Genomic DNA, 25,860 nt, shown 5'->3' with positions numbered 1-25,860 from the left:
AGCACAATCAGACGATTGCGGTAAACGGGACGCTATCCGTCTCACAGCATCCTCTGAATCGCTTTCAAGACGGGCTCGATCTTTTCAACCATTTCAACCACTTCCTGAATCGAATCGACGACGTCTTCGATTGACTCGCTGAATTCACCTCCACCCTGATCGAGTACTTCGCCCAGTTTTCCGAGCACTTCGCTCATCTGCTGGGATGACTCGGTCAGCAACTCTCCGGCGTCGCTGGAAAGCACTTGGGTGGTTTTCTCGATCGTTGCCGCGGCTGAATCGGCGAAGGTACTGAGCAGGTCCTGGACACTGGTGTCACATTCCTCGACCGCTTCATTGAGAGTTGTTTGGAAGCTCGAGGTACGCTCGTCCGAATCGGACTGCAGCTGCTGGATTGCTTCGATCGCATTCGTTTTGGCCGCCTCCAATTGCCCCACCTTCTCGTCGACATTCGTTTTCGTTTCGTCGACGGCCCTGCTTGATGCATCTGATCCGTTTTGGATCGCCGAGGCGGCCGAAGACACTTGTTCCTCCAGCTCGCCGAGAGACTCCTGCACCCTGCCGGACAGTGTGTTTGCGTTTTCGCCGATCCGATCGATCGCCTCCCGAACGCTCGTCGTTACGGCCTGCAGTTCGGAGGTCTCGTTTTCAATTTGTTGCCCACATTGCGATGCGCGGTCTCGGAGCGTCTCTATTTTGGTAATGGCCGTCTGCCGCGACTGCTCGATGTCTTGCCGAGCCTTTTCGAGCATGTCCCGCAGTTGGTCCATCGCGCTACAGGCGTTGGTTCCGTTCTCCACCGCTCCGGCCATCGATTCGCCGATGACGGTGTTTAGATTCCCAAGATCCGTTTGAAAGCCATTGGCAAGCGCGTCGACCTGTTCGACCTTGCCGATGTTTTCTTGCAACAGAGTTTCGATCGTATCGCTCATCATTTCTCCTCGGTTAGCGCCTCGATGCGAGTACATCCGGTTTGCCGAGGCCCTCGGGACAGGTTTCGACAAAAAAGGCAAAAGTTTGTTTTGCTCGATCCTCCCGCCAGGCATTGGTATCTACACAAGTCGCTCGGGTCGAAGTCACCCTCCCTCTGGAGACTCTTCAAATACTCAGTTGATAGCACTACCGGCAGTAAAATTGATGCCCAAAACGGACCTCAAAAATCAACCCGTAGTGACAGCAAAGCAGTATTTGAAGAGTCTCCTCTGGGAGGGTCGCGGAGGAGTTTGCGACGACGCGGGGAGGGTTCTCTGTGGCTGAAAATCACTCCGCAACGACCAACGACCCTCCCCTCGCTGCGCTCGACCCTCCCTGCCAGGGAGGGTTATTCAAGATGTGCAGATACCAATGCCTGCCCGGAGGGTGAAATCAAATAGCTGCATGACCTCCCACGTCGGGAGGACACCGATCGGCCAGAAAAATCAAGAATCGCCGAGATTCTTGTCCCCAGTGCGATTGGGAATCGGATGAACCAACAGCTTTGGGTCCGCTAGAGAATCAGTCGCTGAGGAGACGAACGTGAATCGGGAACATGCAATCGCCGTGTTGGGCATCTCAGGCTCTCACCAAAAAGATGAGGTCGAAGAGGCGTACCGCCGCCAAGTTAAAGCTGTTGTGCGGAAATCAAAGGCCGTATCCCAAGGGGAGAAGGGCGATGGCGAGGATCAACAAAAAAAAGAAGCGAACCAGCTTCAAAGGGCAAGAAACGAAGGGCTGTCGACCACCGATAGCGTCATCCAGCCCGCCGCGGAACCACGTCCCACTACGAAGGCGAAAAAGCCAGCTGGCAAACCAGGCCGTTCGTTGAAACTGCCGCCGGTCGATGCGGGGACACGCGGCGACGAGGCCACCAAGACAGCGATCGAAAAACTAAAGAACGGATACGTCTTGGCAAATCGATACGAGATTCGAGAACGAATTGGCGTTGGAAGAATGGGCGCGGTCTTCAGTGCCTTTGATTGCGTCCGTCACGAGATGGTAGCGGTCAAGGTTTTCCGCCCATCGCTGATCAAGAACCCACACTTGAAAGAACAGTTGCTGAGCGAAGCGAAAATTGCCAGCACACTGACCCATGAAAATATCCTTCGGGTGTTCGATTTCCAACAGACCGACGGCCTGACATTCATGACAACGGAGTTGCTTGAAGGTCGCACATTGCGGTCCGAGCTAAATGATCGCCAGACACACAATCGGCAAACGAAGAAAACGGAAATCCTGAGGTGGGCGTCTCAAATGTGTGACGCATTGGAGTATGCCCATGGTCAAACCGTCCATCGCGACGTCAAGCCGGAGAACATTTGGATTGGCGCAGACGGAACCGTTAAATTGATGGATTTCTGCATCGCCAGTGTGATCACGTCGACTGAAAAGAATGGAAAGATCAAGCCAGGCGGCAACACGCATTACGTGTCTCCCGAACAGCTCTCCGGGCACGAGCTAGATTCGCGTGCGGATCAGTATGCCCTGTCAGTGGTACTGTACGAGATGTTTACCGGCAGCGTGCCAGACGCCGGCGCGGAACCCATTCACAAGATCCGCAGAAACGTTGGGGCGGGAGTCTCCCGAGTGATCGCGCGTGGCCTGTCGGTCGAACCCGATCATCGATTCGGCGATATCAGGGCCTTTCGAGATGCGTTGATCCGTAAGCGACTCGGGGCGATCCCGGTCCGAGCTTTGGCCGCGGTTGTGGCATTGATTTTGGGGCTGTCGGTCACCTACCCGCTTTGGCCAGCAGAAGACCGCGATCGGGCTTCGGAAGCCCGGTCAGATGCCGAAAACGCCCATGCCGTTTGGCTGACCACTGTTGAGGAATTGCCCAGAGAATTATCGGAAGTTGCGCCGCCCAGTCTGGCGCTTGCGAAGCGGTCCTGGGATACCGCAGAGACCTTTTATGCCCAAGGGCAATACGAGGACGCCAAAGAAGTCTTTGAGCAAGCAAAACGGGCCTACGGTGATGCGAATTTATGTTTGAATGAGTACGCCCATCACTTTGCCGACGAACATTTCCGCAAATACCGCGATGATTTTCCGGAAGGAGAAACGGTTCCGGCGGTCCTAGAGCTAACGAATTGGAACGAGGCGAAAGCTGATTTCGCTGCGGCAAACGCACTGGTAGCAGATCGAAAGTTCGAACAGGCGACCCAGCAATTCCAAGAAGGACTGCAGAACCTCGAGCTGGCAGCCAAAAAGGCGGAGGCGATTCTCCGGTACCAGCCGGACTGGGAGGCATTCACGAAGGAACGAGACGAATACGGGAAACTCTTAGCCAAATGGCAGGACTGGGGAAAACGGTGGAAAAACGCTTGGCCAGATGATGTGAAGCACCAGCGGGAGTGGGACACTTTCTTTAAGGATACGGCTTTCACGAAACGGGCCGCGGCAATGACAAACCAAATTGCAGCGTCCGACTCTCGACATTGGCCCAAACTGACCAGTCAAATGGAATCGATCACTGAGGAGGTTCGAAGTCGTCTGCAGGAAGCCGAGAAATACCTGCGTGGTCCCGCCATCAAGTTCCTTAAAGACGATCGAGTCAGAGCCGCAAGTCAACAGTTCACCGCGATCATCGACGAGTTGCAGGCGTTGCCTGAAAAAGACGAGAACGAAGGCCAACGCCAGCATTATCAACAGGTTGTCGGCTCAATCCTTCGTGACACCGATGCATTGAGGATGAAAGAAGAGATCGCCAGGAAGCTTTATGAAGCGGATGCCTTGGCTCAAGACGATCCGTTGGGTGCCGTGCAAATGTACGTGGGGATTTACGGTCAAATTGAACCTGCTTTAGATGGCTTGAGGAGCATCCGTGATCGACACTTTGCGACGGAATTGTCGACCATCAACCCGTTCAATCAGCTTGCCTTCGAAGCAGCGTTGCCTCCGCTTGGGACGATGATGCCCATCGAACTGGGCTATGTCGATTCCCGAACCACCCCGTCATGGCGTTTGACTCTGCAAGCGAACCGGTCAAGTGACATGGCTTCAACCGTCGCCGGCCGAGACGCGTTCACGAAGGTATCGCTGGCAACTTCGACTCGTCTTGATGAAGTTTTGGGATGGCCCATCCTGGTGTCCGACGCACGGAACCGCAAAATCGACGTCGGTTACTTCTTTGTCGAGAACGATCAGCTCCGGTTTATCTGGACTCCCGCTCGCGGCCTTCGTTTTCACCCGAGTCTTTTTGACCTGACCCTCATTCTAAAGAGCGGTGTGCACAGCCATTCCATCCGACTGCAACAGCTGATGCGAAACAATTTGTTGCCGGTAAACTTTCTGATCGGGGAACAGGTCACTGAACTAACGCTACCGGCGCAGGTTGATCAACAGAAGCTGCGGATCGAATTGGGATCGCTGCATGGCATTGCCAACGCCAAGGGCTTGCCGAGTCAGCTTGCCGTTGGAGAGAGAGCGAGAATCTATCTGGACAACTCGCACTTAATCTGCTTGGACATCATCTTCCGTATTGGAAATCAGGCTCCGGAGGTCATTGTTCGCCCACTTATGCACCAATCGGGGCGATACCGTGGCATCACTGCTGGCGAATTGGAAACGGCGATCTCGACGCTTGAACGTGATCTCGCCGCAGCCCAAAGCAATGTCGAAAGTGCCAAACAGGAATACGGAAATCTTACGCAGCAGTATTCGAGGCTAGAGAGTGCCATCCAGCGAATCGGTATCAATATCCAAGGCATGATGGAACAACAGAAGATTCGACAAGAAATGACCTTCACTTCACTCCGTGGAAAGGCTTTGGTTTCAAAGGTCAAACGGCTGACGCAAAACACGATCCCAAATCGAAAGGCATTGTTAGAAAGAGCTCTCGCCCAACAAGAAATCCTTTCGGCGGTGATGTCTGCTAGCCCCGCGATCGAATACCGCTTGTTCTTGCCCAGCGATGGCGGAGACGTGGACCTGGTAGTGGCAAGCAAACAAGGCGACTAAGTGGCGAAGCTGGCCTGAGGCTTCAACCACTTTCGATTGGCCGACTTCAAGTCGGCCAATCGCTTCGACCGCTGCGTCGTGTAAAGATCCCGCTGATGTAGAACGAGTGGTGCGACCGAGCCATCCACGCCTCGCGTTCTCCCGAGAAAACTTTTGGATTCGCCCAAAATCCTGTCCGCGGAGGAACGGTGAATCGGATTCACAGACAAACCCCTGACGCCCCCTCAACCAATCAATGTGAAATCATGAAGACAAAACAAAAGACACTCCCAGAGATCGGTGCGGATCGCGATAGTTTGATGCAGGCTTTAGGCGATCTCAGTGCGAAGACCGAAAATCCGCGGATCCGGCAGTGGCTTTCGGCTGCCGTGGAGCACGTTGCGGACAACGCCAAACGGTCCACGATGAACCTGTCGGTCGTCGCAGTGGGAAACACACCGCTGGATCGTGTCATCGCTTGGCTGGGTGCGGATGCGAAACAGATTAAGACCGTCGCAAAAAATCGTGATTGCCCGATGCTTCGGTGGCGTGCCGACTTTGGCGAGACCCCGCAGGCGCCGATGCTTCATGTGCTCGCAGCCCGGGTAGACGCGTTATCAGAAGGCCAATCCCATCGCATGCAATGCTTTTGCGACCACGGCCAAGTTTTGGTCATCGTATCTGCCGAAAACACTGGGCAAAACGCTGATGAAATCGCTGTTTTAAACGGCCTGCTCCAGCGATTCCCTAGTGCTCAGCCAGTCATTCTCACGAGCGACGAAAGTTCCATTGATTGGGTGCAATCGCTGGATTCGCCGAAATCGCTGCACTGGCTGCCCATGATCACGGCATCTGGAACGGGTGATCCGGAGTGGTTGAGGAAACCGGAAGACTCGATCCGACGCGCGCTGGCGTATCGGTCAGATTTCTCGGCGATCGACGTGGTACTGTGTAAAACCGCTGAGAAGATTGAAAGTGAAAAGCGTTCAATCGGTGACCAACTCCATTCGATGACGGATAGAGAGGAACCGGCGGTTCGAATGCAGCGCGGCCGAAGGGATGACAAGCGAGCAGACTGCATTCGCCGCGTCGCGGTCGACGGTCTGAACGAATTGGATGAACGAATCAGCCTGGAGAACGAACGACTGGTTCAACCGCTCGGCGGCTTGAGTCGTTTGGCTCGCGATACCGCCAATCGGATCCGCGTCGAAGACCTGACCCGTGAGGTAAGCTCCCAGGCAATCCGGCTGCGGTTGCGATCTCACCAGGTCGCGTCCTACAACCGCAAACTGGTCGACGCCCTTCAAGGTCAGCTGCGTGCCGACCTCGGGAAGATGGACACTCATTTGCGAGAGATGGAATCAGAAATGAATTCTCAGTTCCGTCACCAATACGGTGCGGAGTCCCGTGTGGCGCTGACGCGTCTTGATTTCAGACGCGTCTGGGAAAGGGTTGAGAATCTGATTGATGTCGGTGAGGAGTCTGCGATTGAGCTGCAGCGAAAAAGCTTCTTTGACCTGATGGGAGCTGGCCGGCAGAAGGTTTTCTTCCTGATCATGTTCATTGCCCTCCTGGGCAGGATGGGAATCGATGAGCAGGTGCTGACAAGTTTTCTACCGGATTTGGGACCCACCGTCATCGGCTGGCTGAAGGCTGGTTTCATGGTCATCTTGTTCAGCACTTGCTTGGGAGCGATGTTCAACACGATGCTCCTTTGGCGTGAAGAAAAGGAAGAGCAGACGCGCAAGGAGCTGGATCGCATTCGCGAATCGCTGATCGCCGATGCCCGAAAAACGCTGGAACAGGCGCAGAAGGAAAAGCGGTCAGTGATCAGGTCGTACTTCAAGAAGGTTCAAGAGGAAGCCGAACTTTGGTTACAGAAAAGCGGGTCAGAACGGGTCGAACAAGAAGAGGCTGAGAGACAGCAACGTCAACACGAACAGCGACTGGCCCGCCAACAGATGCAAGATCAGCTCAACAGGCTGGAGTCCAACGAGCGAGACGTCACGAGTCTAATCGGCGATGCCAAGCGATTGCGGTCGGATTGCGGAATCCTAATACGCTCGCTTTCATCAGGAGACGAAGGCGCAAGTGTTCAAGAGATAGAGTTACCAGAGTCCCCAAAGCTGAAAACCGTTCGCTCCCGCATCGGGGCCGGCAAACGGGATCGGTCTGTAACGCGACGTCAAAAATCGGGAATCACGCGAGCGGAATCCATCGATGAATCGGCTGGAATAACATCCAGATTTGCCCAACGACGTGCACAACGAAAACGCAAGTCAAGCTAAAGTTCCAACGTTTTCTAGCCGTTGGCTCCAACCGCACTTCGACGACATGCTTGACAATCTGACCGGCGCCGCAATCGGCTGCAAAGGTCAGTGCGGTGGCCGGCAACGCTATGACAAGCGTTTCATGGGACGACGGGGTTAAATCCTATCGCGGGGCATTATCAAACGCGTTATGCCCGAGTTGCTCACGTGCGACATCAGTTGGTTCATGATCCTCGTGCGGTCATTTGAAACGTACCGATATCTTGGAATGATCAACGCGGTCATGTCGCATACGGCGGAGGATATCAGGGTCGGCATGCTCAATAATCACCCAGCGAATCAGCCTGCGCGATGTATAGATTTATCTCCTGTTGGGTTGCGGGCCGACCCAGTTTTTCTTCAAGTTTGTCGGCAACGTTTTCTCGTTTCGAGCGTCCGAACGCCGCATTCAAATCGCTGATTTCATGTGGGGTTGGCTCCCGTCCGGTAATCACGCTGAACATATCGAGCGATGCTCTCCGGTATTCCTCAGCGGTGTTTCCTGGTTTGGCGAAATAACGGGTGAGTCCGTTGTTTTTCATTTCGGATTTTGGTGACAGGTAGCGTGGGTAAGCGCCCAGCAGCACCATTGTCCCGGCGTCGCGAATTTGTCGCCGCGACCACGCGGGCTCGGACACGCGGCATGATTGGCGGTGCATTTGCGGCGACCGAATGCCGGCTGCGGTCATTGCCAGCGTGAATGCGTCCGGCGACGATCGTCGTGGGTCACACTGTCAGCTATCGCCAGCTTCAAAATCAGGCTGGCCGTAGGTCGTCGGCGTTCAGCGGCACAAGGCGTCTTGATCTCACTTGGCCCTTCGCAGACGCCACAGCCCTTCGACTGCCACGCCGAGAGCGGTCTGAGTTCACGGTTGTCTTTCTTTCATTGAAGAACAATCAGCTCGACCGCAAGACGCCACTGGCCTTGGGAGTCTTGCGCCCTTTGATTCAAAAAAGGCACCCATGAGATCAAGACGCATCAACCGCCCGCATCGCTGATGAACTGCGGCCAACCTGATTCGAGAAGCTGGCGGTAGCTTTGTCCAGTCCGCGTGGACGCAGATGCCCGAGAAGCGTCCATTGATCGAGCGATCGACCTTCAGCAACATCCAGATCGAGACTGCCGAAATGGGATTGCATTGATCGCTCACTAGCAACTCGATCGAATCAGCTTTCGATCCGGTACTCGGTACGCGCAATACGGCGACGAAGACGTTCGCGATCGCGGCGGGTATTGGCAGCCTCTCGCTCTTGCTGACGATGAGCTCGAATCGATTCCGGATGAGACTTGGCCCAGACGTCTGGACGTAACGACTCGTAGTCGGTGCTTCCGGACAACAACTGACCAAGCACGTCTTCCAGGTAGGCTGCCACATCTAGATCGTTTCGGATCGCGCTGCTGACGATCGTCATCAACGTCGCGGTTCGATAGCCCGAACCAATGCTGCCAACAAAAAGCCAGTTCTTACGTCCTAGGGCAATTTGTTTCATCAGCTGTTCACACTGGTTGTTATCGACAGGGACTTCGCCATCATCAAGGTATTTGGTTAGATGGTCCCATTGGTTCAAGATGTAACTTCGCGCTTCGGTGATCTTGTCATCCTTCAAGATGTCAGTCATCTCTGTGTCGAGGTAGTTGCGAAGCGTCTTCCACAGCGGTACCGACTTCCGCTTCCGCAGCTTCAATCGATCCGACGGTGACATCCGGCGTGCCTCGTCTTCAACATCATAGATCTCACGGATCAATCGCAGCAAGTACTTCGCATGCACAGGATGATTGTCAAGCGCAGCCTCGACCTTGCGGCGCGCATGCGCGCCGCAGGCGGCATGAATGATCTTGCCGTTTGATCGAATGTAAATCCCCGTGTTTGCCCCGTAACAGTCTCCTAACAGTGTGCCTTCGTAACCTGAGTCAACCAAGAAGAGATCCGGGCCGTCGCGGTGCCGACTGACCGTAAAGTCGAACACATTGATTGGAAGGTTGACACCGCGATAGGCCCACATCTTCGCCAGGATGCTCTTGCGATTATTCGCGATCGCCGCAGCAAGCACTTCGCGAACCCGACCGCTCTTGGGGTCGGCCTCGTCCACATCCGGAAGCTCTTTGGGCAGCAGCAAGCGAATCGACGTGTCGTCACTTCCGATCACAGTATCGGTACGCACCAAGTCGGCAAGCCACTCGGCGAAAGGGCGAAGCACGCGCTCGGCCGCCTCTTGAATGTTCAGTAGCGTACTGCGGGAAAGGTAAAGCCCGCACTCGGAGAACATGTCTTCTTGGCGATAGATTGGCAGGTGATAACTGAGTCGATTAGCGATGATCGCCGCGGCAAATGAGATGTTGTAGCGATCGCCTTGCAACAGCGTCGCTGGACGTTCGGCCTGAAAGACGCCGGAATTGGGCTGACCGGGACGAGCGTACTTTGGATAGATCGTTCGAATGATAGAGACTTTCGCTCGCGTGTAGTGGGCCGACTCGACGATGTCCTCACCTATTCGAACCAAGCCTTCCTTCTCTTCTTCGCTCAGGTCAACAACAACCTCTTTACGTTCCAAGCCATCGGGGAACCGTTCTTTTTGATTGCGACGCTTCGGCGGTTTCTTTCCGCTTCCGGTTCCCTTGTTTTCCTCGATCGCCTGTTCGATGCCGTCGCGTGCGTCGTCAACTTGGGCTTGGTTGGCAAACTCGAACTTCAATTGATCAGGGTCTTCGAATCGCTCGCTCGTCCGCCCGAACAGTCGGCGAATCAAAGCATCCAGTTCCGCGCGGCTCTTCTTCAGTTTGCTTTGCAGATCAGCCTTTTCTTGTTTCAAGTCTTTGTTGGCGGCGACAAGTTCTTTTGCGTTTTGGGCCAACGACTCGTTGGCCTTGGTGAGCGTTTCGCAACGCGCCTTCAGCTCGCTGACTTGTTCAGCCAGTGTTTTCTTTTCGCGTTGAAGTTTCTTCCACTTGTCCATGCGTCAAAGGGTACGGGGGCTTCAAAATCGCGCAATAGCAAATTGGCAGAAGACAATAAAAAAGAGCAAGTTTTCTCGGTTGGAGAAAACTTGCTCTGGCAAAAACTTCGTTCGCGGCGATTGGCTCAGGCGGCCTTGAGTCGCTTGCGTCGCGTTGCGTTTTCGATCGACACACCTCCGAGCAACATTGCCAACTCGGCGGCGTCAATTTTGACACTGACTTGACCGTCTCGACTGATCATCTCAAAGCTGCCTTGCTGCAAACTCTTGTACCAAACGACCATTCCATCGGTGTCCCAGTAGAGCGCCTTGATCTTGTCTTTGCGTCGATTGATAAACAGGAATAGGCTTCCGTCGTTTGGCTTCCTTTGCAATTCACTGCGAACGATCCCGGAGAGACCTGAAAATCCCTTCCTCATGTCGGTCGGTTTGCTGTAGAGGAAGATGCCGTTGTTGGTTGGCAGTGCGATCATGCGCTTGCTCCTTGGTCGTCCCGGCGCAGGCGATCGACGATGTGCAGCAACGTTTCAGTGTCGCGCGAATCGATTTCGATCCGGGTGCCACATCCGAAATGGACCGTGGCGGCGCAATTGGGGACGGGCTTAAGTTCAGCGATTTCGACTTTGAGAAATCCGTCGGCGTGATCGCCTGACTTGAGTCGCCGCCGCCAGGCATAAAACGAAGCGGTCGAGATTTCGTGGAGCTCGCAGAATTCCGCAATCGAGCAATCGGTATCGTCGTAGCTTCGGATCAAGCGCTGCCAGCGTTGTCGGACAGCGGGGTCGGGCATTCGGGCCATAGGAACCTCCAGGCAGGGTGAGTGAAAACCCGCCAGCCTACGCCAGCCGTCAAGAATGGTTCCCCTGGGCGCTTACGGTGGCCAGTGAGCATGCCTAACTCAATCGCATTTCAGGCGCGCAAAAAGTTCCTAAGTGGGACGAAGCAACTGCCCAAGTAGGCATAGGATTCCAGCTAGCCGCTCCCTTCGACTCACTTCGTCGCTCATTCTCAGGTGTCAGAATTAGCCGTAACGGCGACACCGAAATTCTCTTTTTGCTTCATGGAAGTTTTAGGAACTCGATGGAGAATCGGAGATGCGCCGTCGTACGCGTCGGTGGTTCGCCTCACGCTCAAGAAGCAAACGCCGCGGGATACTGATGCCGGTCATCACCCACCGGCGACACCAACGCAGATCGCCTGAGATCGCTCAGGACGCGTTGGGCGACCCTCTCGCGATAAACGAGCCGCAGAGCCAACTGAGCAGGCCAGGCGATAACATAGGAGCCGTCAGCAATGAGGCGGCGGAGGCGTTTCAAAGTGAGTTTCATCAGCTTGTCGGGTTCGCGTGAAATGACATGGATGCAGAATGACCAACAGAGATTGGGAACTGGCGCAGACGCGCAAACCCGGGGAGTCCTAAAACACCGACTGTTCCAATTCAAACGTAAGAAAGGGCAATTCCCAATGGATGCCGATCAAAAAGAACCTGAAGAGGCATTGAAAGAAGCTGCGTTAATCCGAGTCACTAATTCGTTATCGGACATCACAAGGAGGCAGCGTAAAGCGTTGCTTTCAACGAGTACGGTTGGATGCGTGGTTGGGTGGACCGGGGCAGTTCCTAAAAAGATTGCACCTTTGGGGATCGACTTTCCTGCGGACGACCAAGCAGGATTTCTTTACTGCCTACTCGGAGTGATTGCGTATTTTGCTGTCGGTTTTGCAGTCTACGCTTGGTCGGACTTCACTCGATGGCGAATAGGAATAATGGCCGCTGAGTTACCAGTCGCTATCTCCGGGGTAGTCGACCAGTTCTTTCCCGTCAAACGCAGCAAGATAGAAGAGCGCCCTGAATATGATGGATCCGACTATCAAATCGTGGATGCAACCATTGACGAATTAAAAAATGAAGTAAGGCGCCAATTCGAAAATTCGAGCAGGATCGCCATTGCGACCTTCATCGTTGATTATGTCGTACCCGTGCTTGTGGCAATCGCTGGATTTGGCTTTCTGATTTGTCAAATCGCAAAGCTAGGAGCCGAAGTCTAAGAATCCGTGCCTTCACGTTTAGTTGGACTAAGACCGTGGACACGCCGACACAAATTGAGTTTGCACGAACTGATGTGCGGGTGACTAATGGCCAAGTTGCTTGGTTTCCAGTGGCACTACAACAACTACAACAAATCGGTTGGATTTGAGGTGTTTACGTTGGCTTGCCGCACCGATATAGCCGGCAAAACACGCTGTTTTTGAGTTGTCCGGGTGCCTTAGAAGTCCGATGCTCTATCCAGCTGAGCTATGGGCGCGGGTGGGGTTTGGGGCTGATTGACCTGGCGGCGCGCGTTTAATGGCGGGCTTCGCCGGGTGGTGGCGAAGCGGGGCGACCGAAATCGTGGTTCAAGCAGCGAACCGGAAGTTTATCGGCCTGGCTCCCGGTCGGCAATGTCTGGCGGTGACAGGGTCGTGTGACACGTCCAGGGACCGCAAGGCTCGCGTTTTCGGTTTTTCGGGGGCGGGCCAGGACGACAGCCGCGGCCCGCTCGGGGGGCGTGTACAATTCGGTGATGAACGAATCGAATCCTTACAAGCCGATCGTGGATTCGCCCGCCACGCCGAGGACGGGATGCTTGGCGATCATCGGTTGGACGTTTGTCTGGCTGGTGCTGCTCGGATTGGTCATTCCATTGATCGGAGTCCTCGGCTTGATGCTCACACCGTCGTCGGCACCGGCTCCGGTGCGAGAAGCCGTCGAGGCTGCGGAGTGACGCCCGCCACAGGGAATCGGGATTCGAGCCGAGCACGAAACGCGGACACCTCCACCATGGTCAAACGCAATCGACGTCGTGTTTCGCCGTGGCGACGAGGAATTGACGACGGTGCGGGATGGGTTGGCGATGATGGATCATCGACCGCGGAGGTCCTCCCCTCGCTTCGCTCGACCTTCCTGCACCGAGGTCGTGCAGGTTTCAACTCGTTGGCAATAAAGGCTTTCGTCGTTGTCTCGTTGGGGGGAGTCGAGCCAAGCGACGAGAGGAGAAGGTTTGCCTTGTTGCTTGGGGTCGCCCAACAAGAGTGAAGTGAACGCCGCGATTGACCGTTCGACCTCCCCTCGCTGCGCTCGCCCCTCCTGCCAGGAGGGTGACTTCAGAACTGCACGAACTACACACCGAAGGGTGACTTTTGACGGCAGTGCTCGCGAACCACTACGTCATCGCGGAGTGGCAACAAAAAAACCCGCTCGCCGAGACCAAGGTAAAATCTCGACGAACGGGCATGTATCTCGCGATCAAAAAGATGATCTCGAGTGGGGAAGCTGACCCAGAAGCGTCAGCCCGCCGACTTGGTCTACGGGTTGCTTCCCCGTTGGCTAGTACAGCAATAATCCACTTGATCACCTCCTTTTAAAACTTTGGTTTGACGCGTCCGACCCTTGCGCCAACAAGAGTGGTGCCGGAAGCGTTCGGAAGTAGTCCGTCGCACCGCGTTAGTGCGACCCGACAACAGAAGTATCCTTACTCGGCAAATAAAAAGCAAGAACAATCTGACTGTGTTGGGAGACGCAGGCCCCCGCCAAAAGGTTCGCGGGGCGAAGGCAAGAATCAGATTTCCCACCGGATCGAAAGCATTTTCGCATCCGCAGCGATTCGGCTCGGGTTGCCCTTGTCGTTGGCCGGCGCGGTCCGTATCGTCGACGGCAGCCGAGTTTCACGGTGGACAGTTGGCTCTGATTCGTGCAAGGGAAGGCACCGGCAGCGATGCGAAAGTGGAAAATCCGTACCAAGATGATCGTCGGTCTGTGTGGGCTGGCGTTCGTGATCGGGCTGCTGGTCTTTAACAGCTGGTCACAGCTCGCCCGCGACCGCTACCTGGCGACCGAGATCAGCCTGTTGGCCGACGAGATCGAGCACGCCCACGAACTCAATCAGCAGGCGGAATTGCTGAGACAGTCGTACGAGCAATTCGGCGAACTAAAGACCCGCATCGAATCCAATCAGATGATCGGGTTCGAGGGCATCGAAGAATCCGCACTCGGCTTGGAAGAGGCCAACATCCACGACCGACTGATGTCTTTCCGTCGGCATCTGACCCCCTACATGTCGACCGTGCTCGCACGCCCCAGCGAGCATGCGGAGACCCGCCTGTTGCTTGACCGTGGCCGACAAGGCGACAGCTTGAACGAAATCGACAGTCTGTTGACCAAAGTCACCGACGCGTGGTCCCGACGCAGTCTTCTGAAGGGGACGTTCTCGCGGTACGACGCTCAGTATCAGGGAATTGGAGAGGGGGTCGACGAACTCGCCAACCTGACGAACGTGTACTTCGGCGAAATCCGGGGCAAGATGAAGAAATTTCGCGACAGCGTTCACGCCGAGCAGAGGGCCAACCGCAACGGGTTTCGCGTCTACACGGGCTTGTCCGCGTTTCTAATCATCTTCATGGCCTGGCAGTTTTGGACGTTGATCGTCGTGCCGTTTCGAACCCTGTTCCGGGGCTCGCAATTGATCGCCAGCGGCCACCACCAACACAAGATCCTGTTGGGGACGAGCGACGAAATCGGATTGATGGCCGACACCGTCAACGACATCACCGATCGATTCAACCGTGCGGTGGCCAACGAAACGCTCGCCAAACAACGTGCCGAACAGGAGGTCCGCGAGCGAACGCGCGAAGTGATCCAGAACGAACAACTCGCCAGCGTCGGATTCCTGGCGGCCGGCGTTGCCCACGAGATCAACAATCCGCTCGGTGCGATCGCCTGGGGCGCCGAGGCGCTCGAAGGGACACTCGAAGACCTGCCGGCGGACGAGAAAGAACGATTCAACCAAGACTTCTTGCAAGAGCTACAGACCAACCTGGGGCTGATTCAATCGGAGGCGTTTCGGTGCAAGGGCATCACCCAACGCCTGCTCAATTTCAGCCGTCTGAGCAATTCCAGCCGCACGCCCGAAGACCTCGGCGAACTCGTCGCGGGGGTCGTGTCGATGGTCGGAAAAGTCGGCGAGTACCGCTGCAAAACGATCCGCACGCATGCGGACGATCACGTCACGGCGTACTGCAATTCTCAGGAAATCCAGCAAGTCGTTCTGAACCTGGTTTCCAATGCCCTGGAGTCGGTGGACACCGACGGCAAGGTCGACGTGTTCGTGCGACACGAGATCGACCCGTTCAGCGGCATCAAGGAAGCGGTCGTCGAAGTGCAAGACGACGGATGCGGCATGGACCAGGAAGTGATGGACCATCTTTTTGAGCCCTTCTTTACCCGCCGCCGCGACGACAGCGGCACCGGATTGGGATTGAGCATCAGCTATCGAATCGTGTCGCTACACCACGGATCCTTGACGCCGCACAGCGAAGGGGAAGGCCGTGGATCCAAAATGATCTTGCGGCTTCCGACCGAGCCCGCCAAGAAAGAGTCTCCTTCCGATTCGACGTTCTACACGTCACGGGAGCGGAACGATCACGATGACCTGCCCTCTTCGACCAAGTGGAATGATGTCCAAAAAGTCGCCTGAATGCGAATCCATGCATATCCTGTATGCCGACGATGAAACGTCGCTGCAGACGCTGATGAAGACCCAGTTAGAAAAACTCGGCCACAGCGTGGTCGTCTGCCCCGACGGGGAAACCGCGGTGGCCGCGCTCGAGCGGGAACCGTTCGATTGCATGATCGTCGATTTGGACATGCCGGGAATCAAGGGTGCCGAAGTGATCGCGCGGGCGCGGAAAATCCGCCCGGAAATCGAAGCGGTCGTGATCACCGGCAAACCCGACCTGAAGTCCGCTCTGACCGCGATCGAAAACCACGTCTTCGCCTTCCTCAGCAAGCCGTGCAGTTTCAAACAAATCAAATCGCTGCTCAGTGAGGTCTATCATCGCCTGTCTCAATCGAGACGCTTGGCGGCGCTGGAGCACCGTGTCCGCCAGGCGGAGGGAGACTCCGAATTGGTGGGCGACGGCAAGTCGATGCTGCAGGTCCGCAAGGTGATTGAAAAAGTGGGCCCCACCGACAGCACGGTTTTGATCCTGGGCGAAACCGGATGCGGTAAAGAACTGGTCGCCCGCGCGGTCCACCAGGCCAGCCTTCGGGCCGACGAACCGATGGTTTCGATCAACTGTGGTGCACTGCCGGAAAACCTGATCGAGAGCGAGCTGTTCGGGCACGTCAAAGGCGCCTTCACCGGCGCCGACAACGCCCGGGTCGGACTGTTCGAGGTGGCCGACGGAGGCACGATCTTCTTGGACGAGATCGGCGAGCTGCCGATGACGATGCAGGCCAAACTGTTGCGGGTCTTGGAAACCGGCGACATCAGGCGATTGGGCAGCAACCAATCCAAACGCGTCGACGTGCGCGTGATCTGCGCCACGCACCGCGATCTGGAAAAAATGGTCGGCGAGGAACAGTTCCGCGAAGACCTGATGTTTCGAATCAATACCTTCGAGATCCATGTGCCGCCGCTGAGAGAACGGATCGACGATCTGATGCCGCTGGCGGTTCACCTGCTGCGCCGCCACCGCAGCGACGGCGATGACGACGCGTTGTTCACATCCCAAGCCACCGCGGAGCTGCTGGCACACAAGTGGCCCGGCAATGTCCGGGAGCTGGCCAATGTGGTCGAACACGCGGCGATCCTATGCGATGCCCTGCCGATCGACGCGGAACATTTGCCGCGACATTTCAGCCGCCGCCAATTGCGAAGCGAAATTCGTGACGCGGGCCCGATGACGATTCGAGAAATGGAAATGATTGCGATCGAGCGCGCGATCGAACGAAACGCTGGTGACAAAAAGGCGGCCGCCGAGGAGTTGGGCGTCAGCGTCAAAACCCTGTACAACAAGCTCAACGCCGCCGAAGAGAAAGCGGCGTAGCGGTTGGTGCGCGTCGCGAATTTGGGTGGTGATGCGAGCGAAATGGAAGGTGTTAGGACCGTCGGAAGAATAAGTGGGATAGGCTTCCAGCCTGTCATGGCGAAAACGACAGGCTGGAAGCCTATCCCACAATCAATCCCCGCCACTTATTCTTCCGACGGTCCTTAGCGGAACGGCGCGAGCCGTCCGGTTTCAGCGTTGCTGACTCCAACGGAATCGATGTGCGGCATTCACCGTCTCCGGTAAAGGGGTTTTCTAGGCCCGGAGGGCCTCATCAGTGCGATGCTTTGAAATCGTTGAGGGCAGCAGCGTTGAAACAGATTCAAAGACCGGAGGGCTCGCGCCCTGCCGCTAACAAAGAACGGAAAACCGGAGGGCTCGCGCCCTGCCGCTATGACACATGCCGTTTGGTGGCAAAGATCCACTGCCCTGGGAGGGAAACTTCTTCGCCACGCCGCCCGCGCGGACTGATCTTTCACTGGCCCAGCGACTCTTCGTAGACTGCCGCTTTCACGGACGAACGTGCCAGGTTTAACGAACCAAGAGAGGAGAGTGAGATGTTTCGGACGCTTGTGATTCTGGGAGTTTTGGCGGTTTGCGCCTTCATGGCCGGCTGGTTCACCATCCAACGCAACGAAAACGAGACGACCATCCGATTCAACCGAGATGAAATTCGCGCCGATGCGTCCAAAGCGATCGCCAAGGGCCGTGAGTTGCTCGACCGGGCCGAGGACCTACCGGAGGCCGAAGAGCTGATTCCCCAACAGGCGACTCGCCCGATGACTCCGCCTTGGGAGCAACCGTTCTTGGACGATGCGTCGGCTGCGCCGCGGCAGTACTAGGGGCCTGTTGACTTTTAAACTCAGGGTGCGCGATCTGAATGGGACGGCACGCGTGTTGGTGTGCAGGCTTTCGCCGTCCAGAGTCGCTGCTAGGGACGTCAATTGTCTAAGTGGCGGAATTGATCGTAGCGGACGTCGCCAAGACTTTCGCAAGCCGCCGGTCCTCTCTGGCGTTTGCTTGCTGCGCAAACGCCGTCTCTCCCAGAGGGAGAGAGTCTAAATCGGTTGCCAAATCCTGCAGTAATACAATTGGCGTCCCACGCAGCGACCGGGAATCGCCTGAAGGCTAAACACCAACGGTTGCTGCATCCCCGGTCACAGATGCCCGCACGATTCGTACCTGCGCCCCCTTTTCCGCTCGACCGACGAAACTGGAGAATTTAGAGTTGGTAAGATTCACTACCCAAAATTCATACGACGCGTGATGCGAGACGATCGTGACGAAAGACCCCTTCGCGGTGCCCGATGACGAGCCCAATCCGTTTGCGATTCAGCGGCCGGTCGCGGCAGATGCCGCGCTGAATCCCTACGCGCCCACGTCACACGTTTCCGAGACCGAAGGGCTGGGGGGGTCGGAGGTGGAAGCGTTTCGGCGCAAGTATCTCAGTCACGAGGCATCGATTAAATCGATCGGATTGCTGTACATCATCCCCGGCGTGCTGATGCTGCTCTTCTTCGTCGTGATGGCGGGGGTGGCGGCGGTTTCGCTGCTGGTTGACGGCAATGGGATGCAAGGCATGGGGTTGGTCGAGGCGGCGTTGGTGGTCGGCCTGTACGGAGGTTTGGGGTCGGTGCAGATTTACACCGGCTTGGGACTGCGTCGATTCAAGATCGCCGCGCGGCGGTTGGCGACGGTATTCAGCGTTATCGGACTGCTGATCTTTCCGTTCGGCACGTTGATCAACGGTTACATCCTGTATCTGTTGCAAAGTCAGAAAGGGAAAGTCGTCTTTTCCGAAGCGTATCAGGACGCGATCCGTCGCACATCGCACATCAAGTACCAGACGTCGTTGATCGTGAAAGTCTTGCTCGTGATCTTGATCGCGGTGATCAGCTTGGGCGTTGTCGCGCTGGTACTCGGTGGCTAGGGCTTGCGAGACTGGAGTCGCGATTTTGAATAGACCATGATCATTTTGAAGGTGCAGGAGAGGAGTACCGCGATCATTGAATCGATTTCCTAAAAGGCGAGCGAACGGGGGAGGGAAAAAAAGATCCGCTCATTCTCTCCAGGAGGAGGGAACCTGTGAGAATGAGCGGACCTGGCAGTTGGAGTCCGAATCAAAGTGCCTGCCGGCGGGATGGAGAAGACCGGCTTGATTCGTCGTGTTTACCGAAAGCGTTCTTGACGTCTTCGTTTATCGCCGTTCCGAGTCGTCCTGAGTTCCACGATGAAGGGCAACCTCAGTCACGTCGTTTAGGCGATCGGAAAGATCATCCAAAACACTTTGGGCCACGCCGACCCACTGCCTGAACATGGCGTCTGCCTGGGCGAGCTGTTCTGGCGTGAAGGGCTTCGCCGTGCCCTCCGCCGGTAACTGCTCAGCGGCCTCGGCTCGCGCCAACAACTTAGCTCCACTGCCGGGGATCGGTTTCGCGGGTTGTGCGTTAGCCGGCCATACCAGGGCCAGTTCGCCAGCCACCCGCGACGCCACTCGGTCACCGCCCACCACCAGCGATGCCAATCGTTTCCCGACCCGCTTGGGGCGGAGCCATTGGTCAGCCACGTTTGCGTCTTCCATCGCAACACTGACCTGCCACATCACATCTTCCAACAAACAATCCGGAGACCCGACACACGCGGGCACTTCCTCCACCATCACCTCTCCTTGGGGAAGAGAGGGATTGGCGGCAACCAACTCCATCGACTCAGCCGGTGGCTCGGCTTGCTCGACTTCTGCGATCACTTCTTCTTGCATCGGCTCGGCGGCCACCGGTGCTTCGATCGCGGCGTCGGCGACGAGCGTCTCGGCTTCAACCGGCGACTCGGGCTGCTCGACTTCTGCGATCACTTCTTCTTGCATCGGCTCGGCGGCCGCCGGTACTTCGACCGCGGCGTCGGCGACGAGCGTCTCGGCTTCAACCGGCGGCTCGGGCTGCTCGACTTCTGCGACCACTTCCTCTTGCATCGGCTCGGCGGCCGCCGGTGCTTCGACCGCGGCGTCGGCGACGAGCGTCTCGGCTTCAACCGGCGACTCGGGCTGCTCGACTTCTGCGACCACTTCCTCTTGCACCGGCTCGGCGGCCGCCGGTGCTTCGACCGCGGCGTCGGCGACGAGCGTTTCCGCTTCAACCGGCGGCTCGGAGTGTTCGACTTCCGCGACCACTTCCTCTTGCACCGGCTCGGCGACCGCCGGTGCTTCGACCGCGGCGTCGGCGACGAGCGTTTCCGCTTCAACCGGCGGCTCGGGCTGCTCGACTTCCGCGACCACTTCTTCCTGCATCGGCTCGGCGGCCGCCGGTGCTTCAACCGCGGCGTCGGCGACGAGCGTTTCCGCTTCGACCGGCGGTTCGGCTGGCTCGACGTCCGCGACCACTTCTTCTTGCATCGGCTCGGCGGCCGCCGGTGCTTCAACCGCGGCGTCGGCGACGAGCGTTTCCGCTTCGACCGGCGGTTCGGCTGGCTCGACGTCCGCGACCACTTCTTCTTGCATCGGCTCGTCGGCCGCCGGTGCTTCGACAGCGGCTTCGGCGACGAGCGTTTCCGCTTCGACCGGCGGTTCGGCTGGCTCGACGTCCGCGACCACTTCCTCTTGCATCGGCTCGGCGGCCACCGGTGCTTCGACGGCGGCTTCGGCGACGAGCGTTTCCGCTTCGACCGGCGGTTCGGCTGGCTCGACGTCCGCGACCACTTCTTCTTGCATCGGCTCGGCGACCGCCGGTGCTTCGACGGCGGCGTCGGCGACGAGCGTTTCCGCTTCGACCGGCGGTTCGGCTGGCTCGACGTCCGCGACCACTTCTTCTTGCATCGGCTCGGCGACCGCCGGTGCTTCGACGGCGGCTTCCGCGACGAGCGTTTCCGCTTCTGCCGGTGGCTCGGACTGCTCGACTTCTGCGACCGCGGCTTCTTCGGTTGGCAGCTCAACGCGTTGGAACGAAGGGATTGTCTTCTGTGCGAGCGGACTCCAACCGGGCTTTCGCATCAAATCCAGTGAGTGGATGCAGAAGGGTTGCAGTGACGGAGAGAACAGCCCGTCGGTCCACACGATCTGACGGTCTTGGGGTTTGTCCGCCGCCGCTGTGTCTTCGGGATCGCTGGCACCGCTTTCGCTTCGCCCCGATGCCGCGGCCAAGTCTTCGGCGGCCAAGTCATACGGCTGATAGGCTTCTTCGATGGTCGCAATGACGGGGGAGCTGCCGATCAGCGGCCGGGCGACAGTCTGCGGCCGGGCGTCGGTCAGCGGCCGGGCGGGTTGGCTGTCCAGCACCGCGAGCGAGTCGGTGGGCGGGCCGGCGACTTCGCCATCGAAATCGACGACGGGAATGAACCCGTTGAAGTCTCCGTTGCCGAGGCCGGCGACGAAGGCTTTCCCGTTGTCAAACCATGCCTGAAACGCCTTGATTTCTTGCGGCGTGTGACTGCCATCGGGACCGATCATGGCGAACGGTTCGGTCCACTGGCTGAGCGGGATGGGGTTTCCCGCGGATGCCGCAGCGGCGATCGTTGCGAGCGTTGAATTGAACTGGCTGGACGTCCGCGAGGCGTTGGATTTGACGAGATCGGACGCAGGGGGTTCGGCGTCGTTCGGGGCCTTCGCCGGCTCGCTATCAGATGGCGATGGATTGTTTCCAGAAGGCGGCAGGATGCCCGCAAGCCAGGTGTCGAAATTGCACGTGTCGATCGTCAATTGGTCTTCGGCGGAGACCGTCAAGAACTGGGGTGTCGGAGGTTGAGACGCCGATTTTCGAATCGCAACCGATTCTTGGCTGAAGGAGCTTCGCGAGAGGTCTTCGACCCAGACGCGTAGGTCGCCGCTGTCGTGCGTGTCCTCGGCGATCGAGGTCGGTGTGGTTTCGAGAAAGCCGGCGGTCGAGGCGGTGACCAAACAGAGCAGCGCGTATCGGCGAAGCCGTTTTCGTATCGATCGAGATATTGTCATCGTGACTTGCTCCTTCCTAAGAAGGACTCCATCCGTACTGGATCTGGGAATTCCAATGGCGATAGGCGGGGGATCGATCAGGTGTGGGGGCAAGCACTAGTCGCGTCTGGAAGAGACACGTTCCATCCCTACTGCATTGCCATCCTTCGGGTGAAGGATACTGACCGAATCGCGATCGCGTTTAACTAGGAGTCCTTTCCTGAATGAAACGGGGTGTGGTTGGGCGGGAAGTGGTTCGCGGTGAACCGTGTTCATGAGGCCTGCCGAAGCAGGAGTCGTCCGAGTCAGCGACGGGGAAGCATAGCCGCTTGGCGACATAAGCCACTATCGGAAGGTTTGCGTTCTGGGGCCCCTGTTGTGACTGGCAAAAGAATGAGATTCACGTGACCGCATCCGATTGTGCCGGTGGGACGTGCTGGACGGAAAACGACGGAGAGAGGTTTCAGGTTTCAGGTTTCAGGTTTCAGGTTTCAGGTTTCAGGTTTCAGGAAACTCGCCGGAAATTTCCCTGTCACCCATGCTCTTGTCTATTCCCCCTTTCCCCCTCATTTGCCTGCGCCTCATTTTTCTGCCAACTGCCAACTGACTTGGAACTTGGAACTTGGAACTTGGAACTTGGAACTTGGAACTTGGAACTTGGAACTTGGAACTTGGAACTTAAAACTTAAAACTTAAAACCCAACCCCCGTTTTTGACTTCGAAGGGGACATTGCCTATCGTTGAGTTGCCGCCTTGAAGTGCGGCTAAAGGAATCTGAGGCCATGGCAGCGACTGAGTTGCTTTCTGCGTAGGGAACGCACGATGGGCCGCGACAAAATCGAGATCAATCGGATGATTTCTTTTCGTCGCAACTTGACCGACCGGCTTAAACCGAACGCTTCGTGTGAATGCGTAGCGATCAAAACGCCTGGTTCGGTTACCCATCCGACGGTTTTTTGACCGGGCATCTTTTGTGTCCTATATTCGCGTGGCCGCCCGCTGTGGGTGTCTGACGCGGCCGTTTGACAGATCGCCCCCTCCCGGCGACGCTGTCGTCCTTCCCTCCCCTCCTGAAGACACCCCATGGGCCGAATCGGTATGCCAATCATTGCACGGGTTTTTCAGTCGCAACCGGTCTGTCGACCATCCAGTCCGGCCGGCAAGTGGACGTCGACGCTGACACTGCTTTGCCTGTTTGCACTGTTGGTCCAAAGCGGGCTGACGGCAACGGCACAGCAGCCATTGGCCGCCGACCCTGCGGCCGAAGCGATCGGGCAAGATGAGCTGAGTCGCACGATCGCCCGCGGCGCGTCGTTGGAGCAGGAGCGACGATGGATCGAAGCGGTCCGCCACTATGAACAGGCGTCGCGCGAGTTCCCCGATTCGCGACACATCTATCAGCGGTTGGTGATCAGCCGATTGCACTACGACGTCAATCGCCGCTACACGGACAAGAGTTTTGTCGCGTCGGCGCATTCGATGAGCGTCTCGCAAGCGTTGGACCTGTATTCCGAGGTCTTGGCGAATTTGGACACGCATTACGTCGAAACGGTCGACTGGTCGCGAGTCCTGTTGCACGGAACGGCGGCTCTGGAGATCGCGTTGACCGAAGAACGATTTGTTCAAGACGCATTGCCGGGCAAAGACCTGGGGATGCTGCACGAGTTTCAGCAAACGATCCATCGCCGGATCGCCGATCGGCCTTCGACCAACCGATTCGATCTGCGGGCGACCGTGGCCTTTGTCGCTGATGTCGCCCGCCAGGACATCGGGATCAACCCGACGACCGTGGTGCTGGAATACGTCAGTGGTGCGATCTCAACGCTCGACCCCTACACGCGTCTGTTGTCCGGCGACCAGTTAGACGACATGTTTTCGAACATCGAAGGCAACTTTGTCGGTTTGGGGATCGAGTTGGAAACGGATGAAAACTCGCTAAAAATCTTGTCGGTGATTCCGGGCGGCCCGGCCGAAGAAGCGGGATTGCAACCGGGCGAGCGAATCGTGCGGGTCGAACAGGCGGAAACCCATCTGTCCGATCCCGAAATCGCCGCCGACCTGCTGCGAGGCCCGGAACACACCTATGTTTCGATCACCATGCAAGATCAACAGGGCGGACGCCGCGACCTGAGAATCCAGCGGCGTCGCGTCGAGGTGCCCTGCGTGGAGAACGTCCACATCGTCGACCCGGCCACCCGGATCGGTTACCTGCGTCTGACCAATTTCCAAAAGACGACCACGCGCGACATCGAGCGTGCCCTTTGGAGCTTGCATCGCCAAGGCATGCGGGCGTTGGTGCTGGACGTCCGCGGCAACCCCGGCGGCCTGCTGTCGGCCGCGGTCGAAGTCGCCGATCGATTCCTAAGCAACGGGCGGATTGTGACGACCCGGGGACGCAACTCACGCGAAAACTTTGACTACGTCGCACACCGCCCCAACACCTGGGACGTTCCCCTGGCCGTCTTGATTGATTCCGACAGTGCCAGCGCCAGCGAGATTTTTGCCGGAGCGATCTCGGACAGTCGACGCGGGATCCTGATCGGCGAACGGAGTTACGGCAAGGGCAGCGTCCAAGGGATCTTCAGGATGCAAACCGCGAAATTCGGGCTGTGTCTGACGACCGCAAAATTCTATTCGCCCAAGGGGACCGCGATCAGCCAGAACGGCGTGATGCCCGATGTGAAGATCGAGTCTCCGTATATCGCCGCACGTCCCAACGATCACGGCCAAGTGACGTCGGACCACGAAGACCTGGTGCTTCAAGAAGCCATCGCAAAGCTGTCGTCGGGCAACAATCTGATCAGCCAGCGGACACCTTGATCCGGTCTATTCCTGCACACGTTGGTGTCGAGGCTTGAGGAACCGCCCCGGTTTAGGCGACGGCTTTTCAGGAGTACGACGGCCCTTCCGGGCCGTCGTCCGCAGGGCTCGCCCCGACGACAGGCTGGAAGCCTCTCCCACATCGGTCGCTTTAGCGCAGTGTCATGGCCAACCGCAACATGAAGCGAACCGAGCGGACGGCTTCGGCCAAGGTCAATTTGCTATGGCCGAGCTCTCGTTCGGTGAACGTGATCGGGACTTCGGACATCTTGCGTCCGTCACGATGAAATTTCACCAGCAACTCTTCCAGCACGGCATAGCCGGTGCACTGGAGCGAATTCAAGTCGACCGCATCGAGCGCCGAGGTGCGATAACAACGCATCGAACCGCTACAGTCCTTGACCGGCAATTTCAGAAACGCCGTCGCAAATCGGTTGACCAGTTTGCTCATCATTCGCCGCCGCAGCGGCCAACCGACGATCTTGCCGCCGGGCACGTAGCGTGATCCGATGACGACGTCGACGTCCGCGTCGGATCGCGCCCGTTCGACCAGACTGGGCAACTGGGCCGGGTCATGACTTTGATCCGCGTCCAGATTGACAAAAAAACGATAGCCCCGAGCCACGGCGTACTTCATCGCATCGACGATGGCCGACCCCAATCCCCGTTTGTCGCGTCGGACGATCAACTCAATCCGAGGGTCCGACCGCTGGGCTTCGCGGACCAGATCGGCCGTGCCGTCGGGTGAATTATCGTCGACCACCATCAGACAGGCGTCCGGGAAGGCACGCCGCAAGCCGACCAGCATCGCCTGGATATTCTGTGATTCCTGATAGGTGCAAATCGCGATCAAAAGGTCGCTCGGAATCGATCGGCTGTTCGTGGAGTCGTCCAAGACGCGTAGCGAGGGGAAAAAAACCGGGGACGGGTGGACTCATTGCAGATTAAAACCACCGCGTTGGTCTGGCAAGGGTTTGCGGCGAAGGGAGTGCAAGATCGCCGGATTAGCAGGGCAACCGGTGGGGAACCCCACGACGGTCTCTCGTGCCTCCCTCGCCGCGTCTGCGGACGTTGCCGGCA

Annotated in this window: 16 protein-coding genes; 9 read left to right on the top strand and 7 right to left on the bottom strand. The window is 57.3% G+C overall.

The window, feature by feature from the left end; all coding sequences use genetic code 11:
- Window positions 1-41 precede the first annotated feature (41 nt).
- Window positions 42-935 (bottom strand): importin beta family protein, encoded by an 894-nt coding sequence (locus tag Enr13x_RS15440; protein WP_145387514.1) that lies wholly within the window; start codon window positions 933-935, stop codon window positions 42-44.
- An 865-nt stretch (window positions 936-1,800) separates the two neighbouring features.
- On the opposite strand from Enr13x_RS15440, the gene Enr13x_RS15435 reads away from it, so the two are divergent.
- Together Enr13x_RS15435 and Enr13x_RS15430 are read left to right on the top strand one after the other, a co-directional pair.
- On the top strand, window positions 1,801-4,935 hold the full coding sequence (locus Enr13x_RS15435; RefSeq protein WP_145387512.1) for a serine/threonine protein kinase: 3,135 nt from the start codon (window positions 1,801-1,803) through the stop codon (window positions 4,933-4,935).
- Window positions 4,936-5,180: 245 nt separating this feature from the next.
- The gene (locus Enr13x_RS15430) at window positions 5,181-7,202 is read left to right on the top strand and encodes a hypothetical protein (RefSeq protein ID WP_145387510.1); all 2,022 of its coding nucleotides are present in this window, start codon (window positions 5,181-5,183) and stop codon (window positions 7,200-7,202) included.
- Window positions 7,203-7,504: 302 nt separating this feature from the next.
- On the opposite strand, the gene Enr13x_RS15425 is transcribed toward Enr13x_RS15430, so the two are convergent.
- From Enr13x_RS15425 to tnpA, 4 genes are all read right to left on the bottom strand, one after another.
- The gene (locus Enr13x_RS15425; RefSeq protein ID WP_145387508.1) at window positions 7,505-7,912 is read right to left on the bottom strand and encodes a hypothetical protein; all 408 of its coding nucleotides are present in this window, start codon (window positions 7,910-7,912) and stop codon (window positions 7,505-7,507) included.
- 478 nt (window positions 7,913-8,390) lie between these two features.
- The gene (locus tag Enr13x_RS15420) at window positions 8,391-10,178 is read right to left on the bottom strand and encodes an IS66 family transposase (protein ID WP_145387506.1); all 1,788 of its coding nucleotides are present in this window, start codon (window positions 10,176-10,178) and stop codon (window positions 8,391-8,393) included.
- A 125-nt stretch (window positions 10,179-10,303) separates the two neighbouring features.
- The gene (gene tnpB / locus Enr13x_RS15415; RefSeq protein ID WP_145387504.1) at window positions 10,304-10,651 is read right to left on the bottom strand and encodes an IS66 family insertion sequence element accessory protein TnpB; all 348 of its coding nucleotides are present in this window, start codon (window positions 10,649-10,651) and stop codon (window positions 10,304-10,306) included.
- Window positions 10,648-10,977, bottom strand: coding sequence for an IS66 family insertion sequence element accessory protein TnpA (gene tnpA / locus Enr13x_RS15410; RefSeq protein WP_145387502.1), 330 nt, complete (start codon window positions 10,975-10,977; stop codon window positions 10,648-10,650). Before tnpA ends, tnpB begins: the two co-directional genes overlap by 4 nt.
- A 665-nt stretch (window positions 10,978-11,642) precedes the next feature.
- Here tnpA and Enr13x_RS15405 point away from each other — a divergent pair.
- The 6 genes from Enr13x_RS15405 (at window position 11,643) to Enr13x_RS15380 (ending at window position 18,972) form a co-directional block, all read left to right on the top strand.
- Window positions 11,643-12,224, top strand: coding sequence for a hypothetical protein (locus Enr13x_RS15405; RefSeq protein WP_145387500.1), 582 nt, complete (start codon window positions 11,643-11,645; stop codon window positions 12,222-12,224).
- Window positions 12,225-12,739: 515 nt separating this feature from the next.
- Window positions 12,740-12,940 (top strand): hypothetical protein, encoded by a 201-nt coding sequence (locus Enr13x_RS15400; protein ID WP_145387498.1) that lies wholly within the window; start codon window positions 12,740-12,742, stop codon window positions 12,938-12,940.
- Between the two features lie 990 nt (window positions 12,941-13,930).
- Window positions 13,931-15,688, top strand: coding sequence for a sensor histidine kinase (locus Enr13x_RS15395; protein WP_145387496.1), 1,758 nt, complete (start codon window positions 13,931-13,933; stop codon window positions 15,686-15,688).
- Window positions 15,689-15,698: 10 nt separating this feature from the next.
- Window positions 15,699-17,042, top strand: coding sequence for a sigma-54-dependent transcriptional regulator (locus Enr13x_RS15390; protein WP_145387494.1), 1,344 nt, complete (start codon window positions 15,699-15,701; stop codon window positions 17,040-17,042).
- A 557-nt stretch (window positions 17,043-17,599) separates the two neighbouring features.
- Window positions 17,600-17,884 carry a hypothetical protein gene (locus tag Enr13x_RS15385; RefSeq protein ID WP_145387492.1) on the top strand — a complete coding sequence of 95 codons (285 nt, stop codon included), beginning with the start codon at window positions 17,600-17,602 and terminating at the stop codon, window positions 17,882-17,884.
- Window positions 17,885-18,321: 437 nt separating this feature from the next.
- The gene (locus Enr13x_RS15380) at window positions 18,322-18,972 is read left to right on the top strand and encodes a hypothetical protein (protein ID WP_145387489.1); all 651 of its coding nucleotides are present in this window, start codon (window positions 18,322-18,324) and stop codon (window positions 18,970-18,972) included.
- Between the two features lie 267 nt (window positions 18,973-19,239).
- On the opposite strand, the gene Enr13x_RS15375 is transcribed toward Enr13x_RS15380, so the two are convergent.
- Window positions 19,240-21,981 carry a hypothetical protein gene (locus Enr13x_RS15375; protein WP_145387487.1) on the bottom strand — a complete coding sequence of 914 codons (2,742 nt, stop codon included), beginning with the start codon at window positions 21,979-21,981 and terminating at the stop codon, window positions 19,240-19,242.
- A gap of 1,077 nt (window positions 21,982-23,058) precedes the next feature.
- Between Enr13x_RS15375 and Enr13x_RS15365 the strand changes: the two genes are divergently transcribed.
- On the top strand, window positions 23,059-24,780 hold the full coding sequence (locus Enr13x_RS15365) for a S41 family peptidase (RefSeq protein WP_231744316.1): 1,722 nt from the start codon (window positions 23,059-23,061) through the stop codon (window positions 24,778-24,780).
- Window positions 24,781-24,931: 151 nt separating this feature from the next.
- Here Enr13x_RS15365 and Enr13x_RS15360 read toward each other — a convergent pair whose 3' ends face one another.
- Window positions 24,932-25,675 (bottom strand): polyprenol monophosphomannose synthase, encoded by a 744-nt coding sequence (locus Enr13x_RS15360; protein WP_231744315.1) that lies wholly within the window; start codon window positions 25,673-25,675, stop codon window positions 24,932-24,934.
- Window positions 25,676-25,860 lie beyond the last annotated feature (185 nt).

It is taken from the genome of Stieleria neptunia, assembly GCF_007754155.1.
Taxonomy (GTDB): Bacteria; Planctomycetota; Planctomycetia; order Pirellulales; family Pirellulaceae; genus Stieleria; species Stieleria neptunia.
The sequence above is the reverse complement of the archived record's forward strand: the minus strand, read 5'-3'. Positions and strand labels throughout refer to the sequence as shown.

Bases quoted from the DNA above. Each gene is read 5' to 3' on its own strand.
- Enr13x_RS15390 (WP_145387494.1), top strand. From the start codon at position 15,699: ATGCATATCCTGTATGCCGACGATGAAACGTCGCTGCAGACGCTGATG.
- Enr13x_RS15440 (WP_145387514.1), bottom strand. From the start codon at position 935: ATGATGAGCGATACGATCGAAACTCTGTTGCAAGAAAACATCGGCAAG.
- Enr13x_RS15400 (WP_145387498.1), top strand. From the start codon at position 12,740: ATGAACGAATCGAATCCTTACAAGCCGATCGTGGATTCGCCCGCCACG.
- tnpA (WP_145387502.1), bottom strand. From the start codon at position 10,977: ATGGCCCGAATGCCCGACCCCGCTGTCCGACAACGCTGGCAGCGCTTG.
- Enr13x_RS15420 (WP_145387506.1), bottom strand. From the start codon at position 10,178: ATGGACAAGTGGAAGAAACTTCAACGCGAAAAGAAAACACTGGCTGAA.
- Enr13x_RS15395 (WP_145387496.1), top strand. From the start codon at position 13,931: ATGCGAAAGTGGAAAATCCGTACCAAGATGATCGTCGGTCTGTGTGGG.
- tnpB (WP_145387504.1), bottom strand. From the start codon at position 10,651: ATGATCGCACTGCCAACCAACAACGGCATCTTCCTCTACAGCAAACCG.
- Enr13x_RS15430 (WP_145387510.1), top strand. From the start codon at position 5,181: ATGAAGACAAAACAAAAGACACTCCCAGAGATCGGTGCGGATCGCGAT.
- Enr13x_RS15405 (WP_145387500.1), top strand. From the start codon at position 11,643: ATGGATGCCGATCAAAAAGAACCTGAAGAGGCATTGAAAGAAGCTGCG.
- Enr13x_RS15365 (WP_231744316.1), top strand. From the start codon at position 23,059: ATGCCAATCATTGCACGGGTTTTTCAGTCGCAACCGGTCTGTCGACCA.
- Enr13x_RS15385 (WP_145387492.1), top strand. From the start codon at position 17,600: ATGTTTCGGACGCTTGTGATTCTGGGAGTTTTGGCGGTTTGCGCCTTC.
- Enr13x_RS15425 (WP_145387508.1), bottom strand. From the start codon at position 7,912: ATGACCGCAGCCGGCATTCGGTCGCCGCAAATGCACCGCCAATCATGC.
- Enr13x_RS15375 (WP_145387487.1), bottom strand. From the start codon at position 21,981: ATGACAATATCTCGATCGATACGAAAACGGCTTCGCCGATACGCGCTG.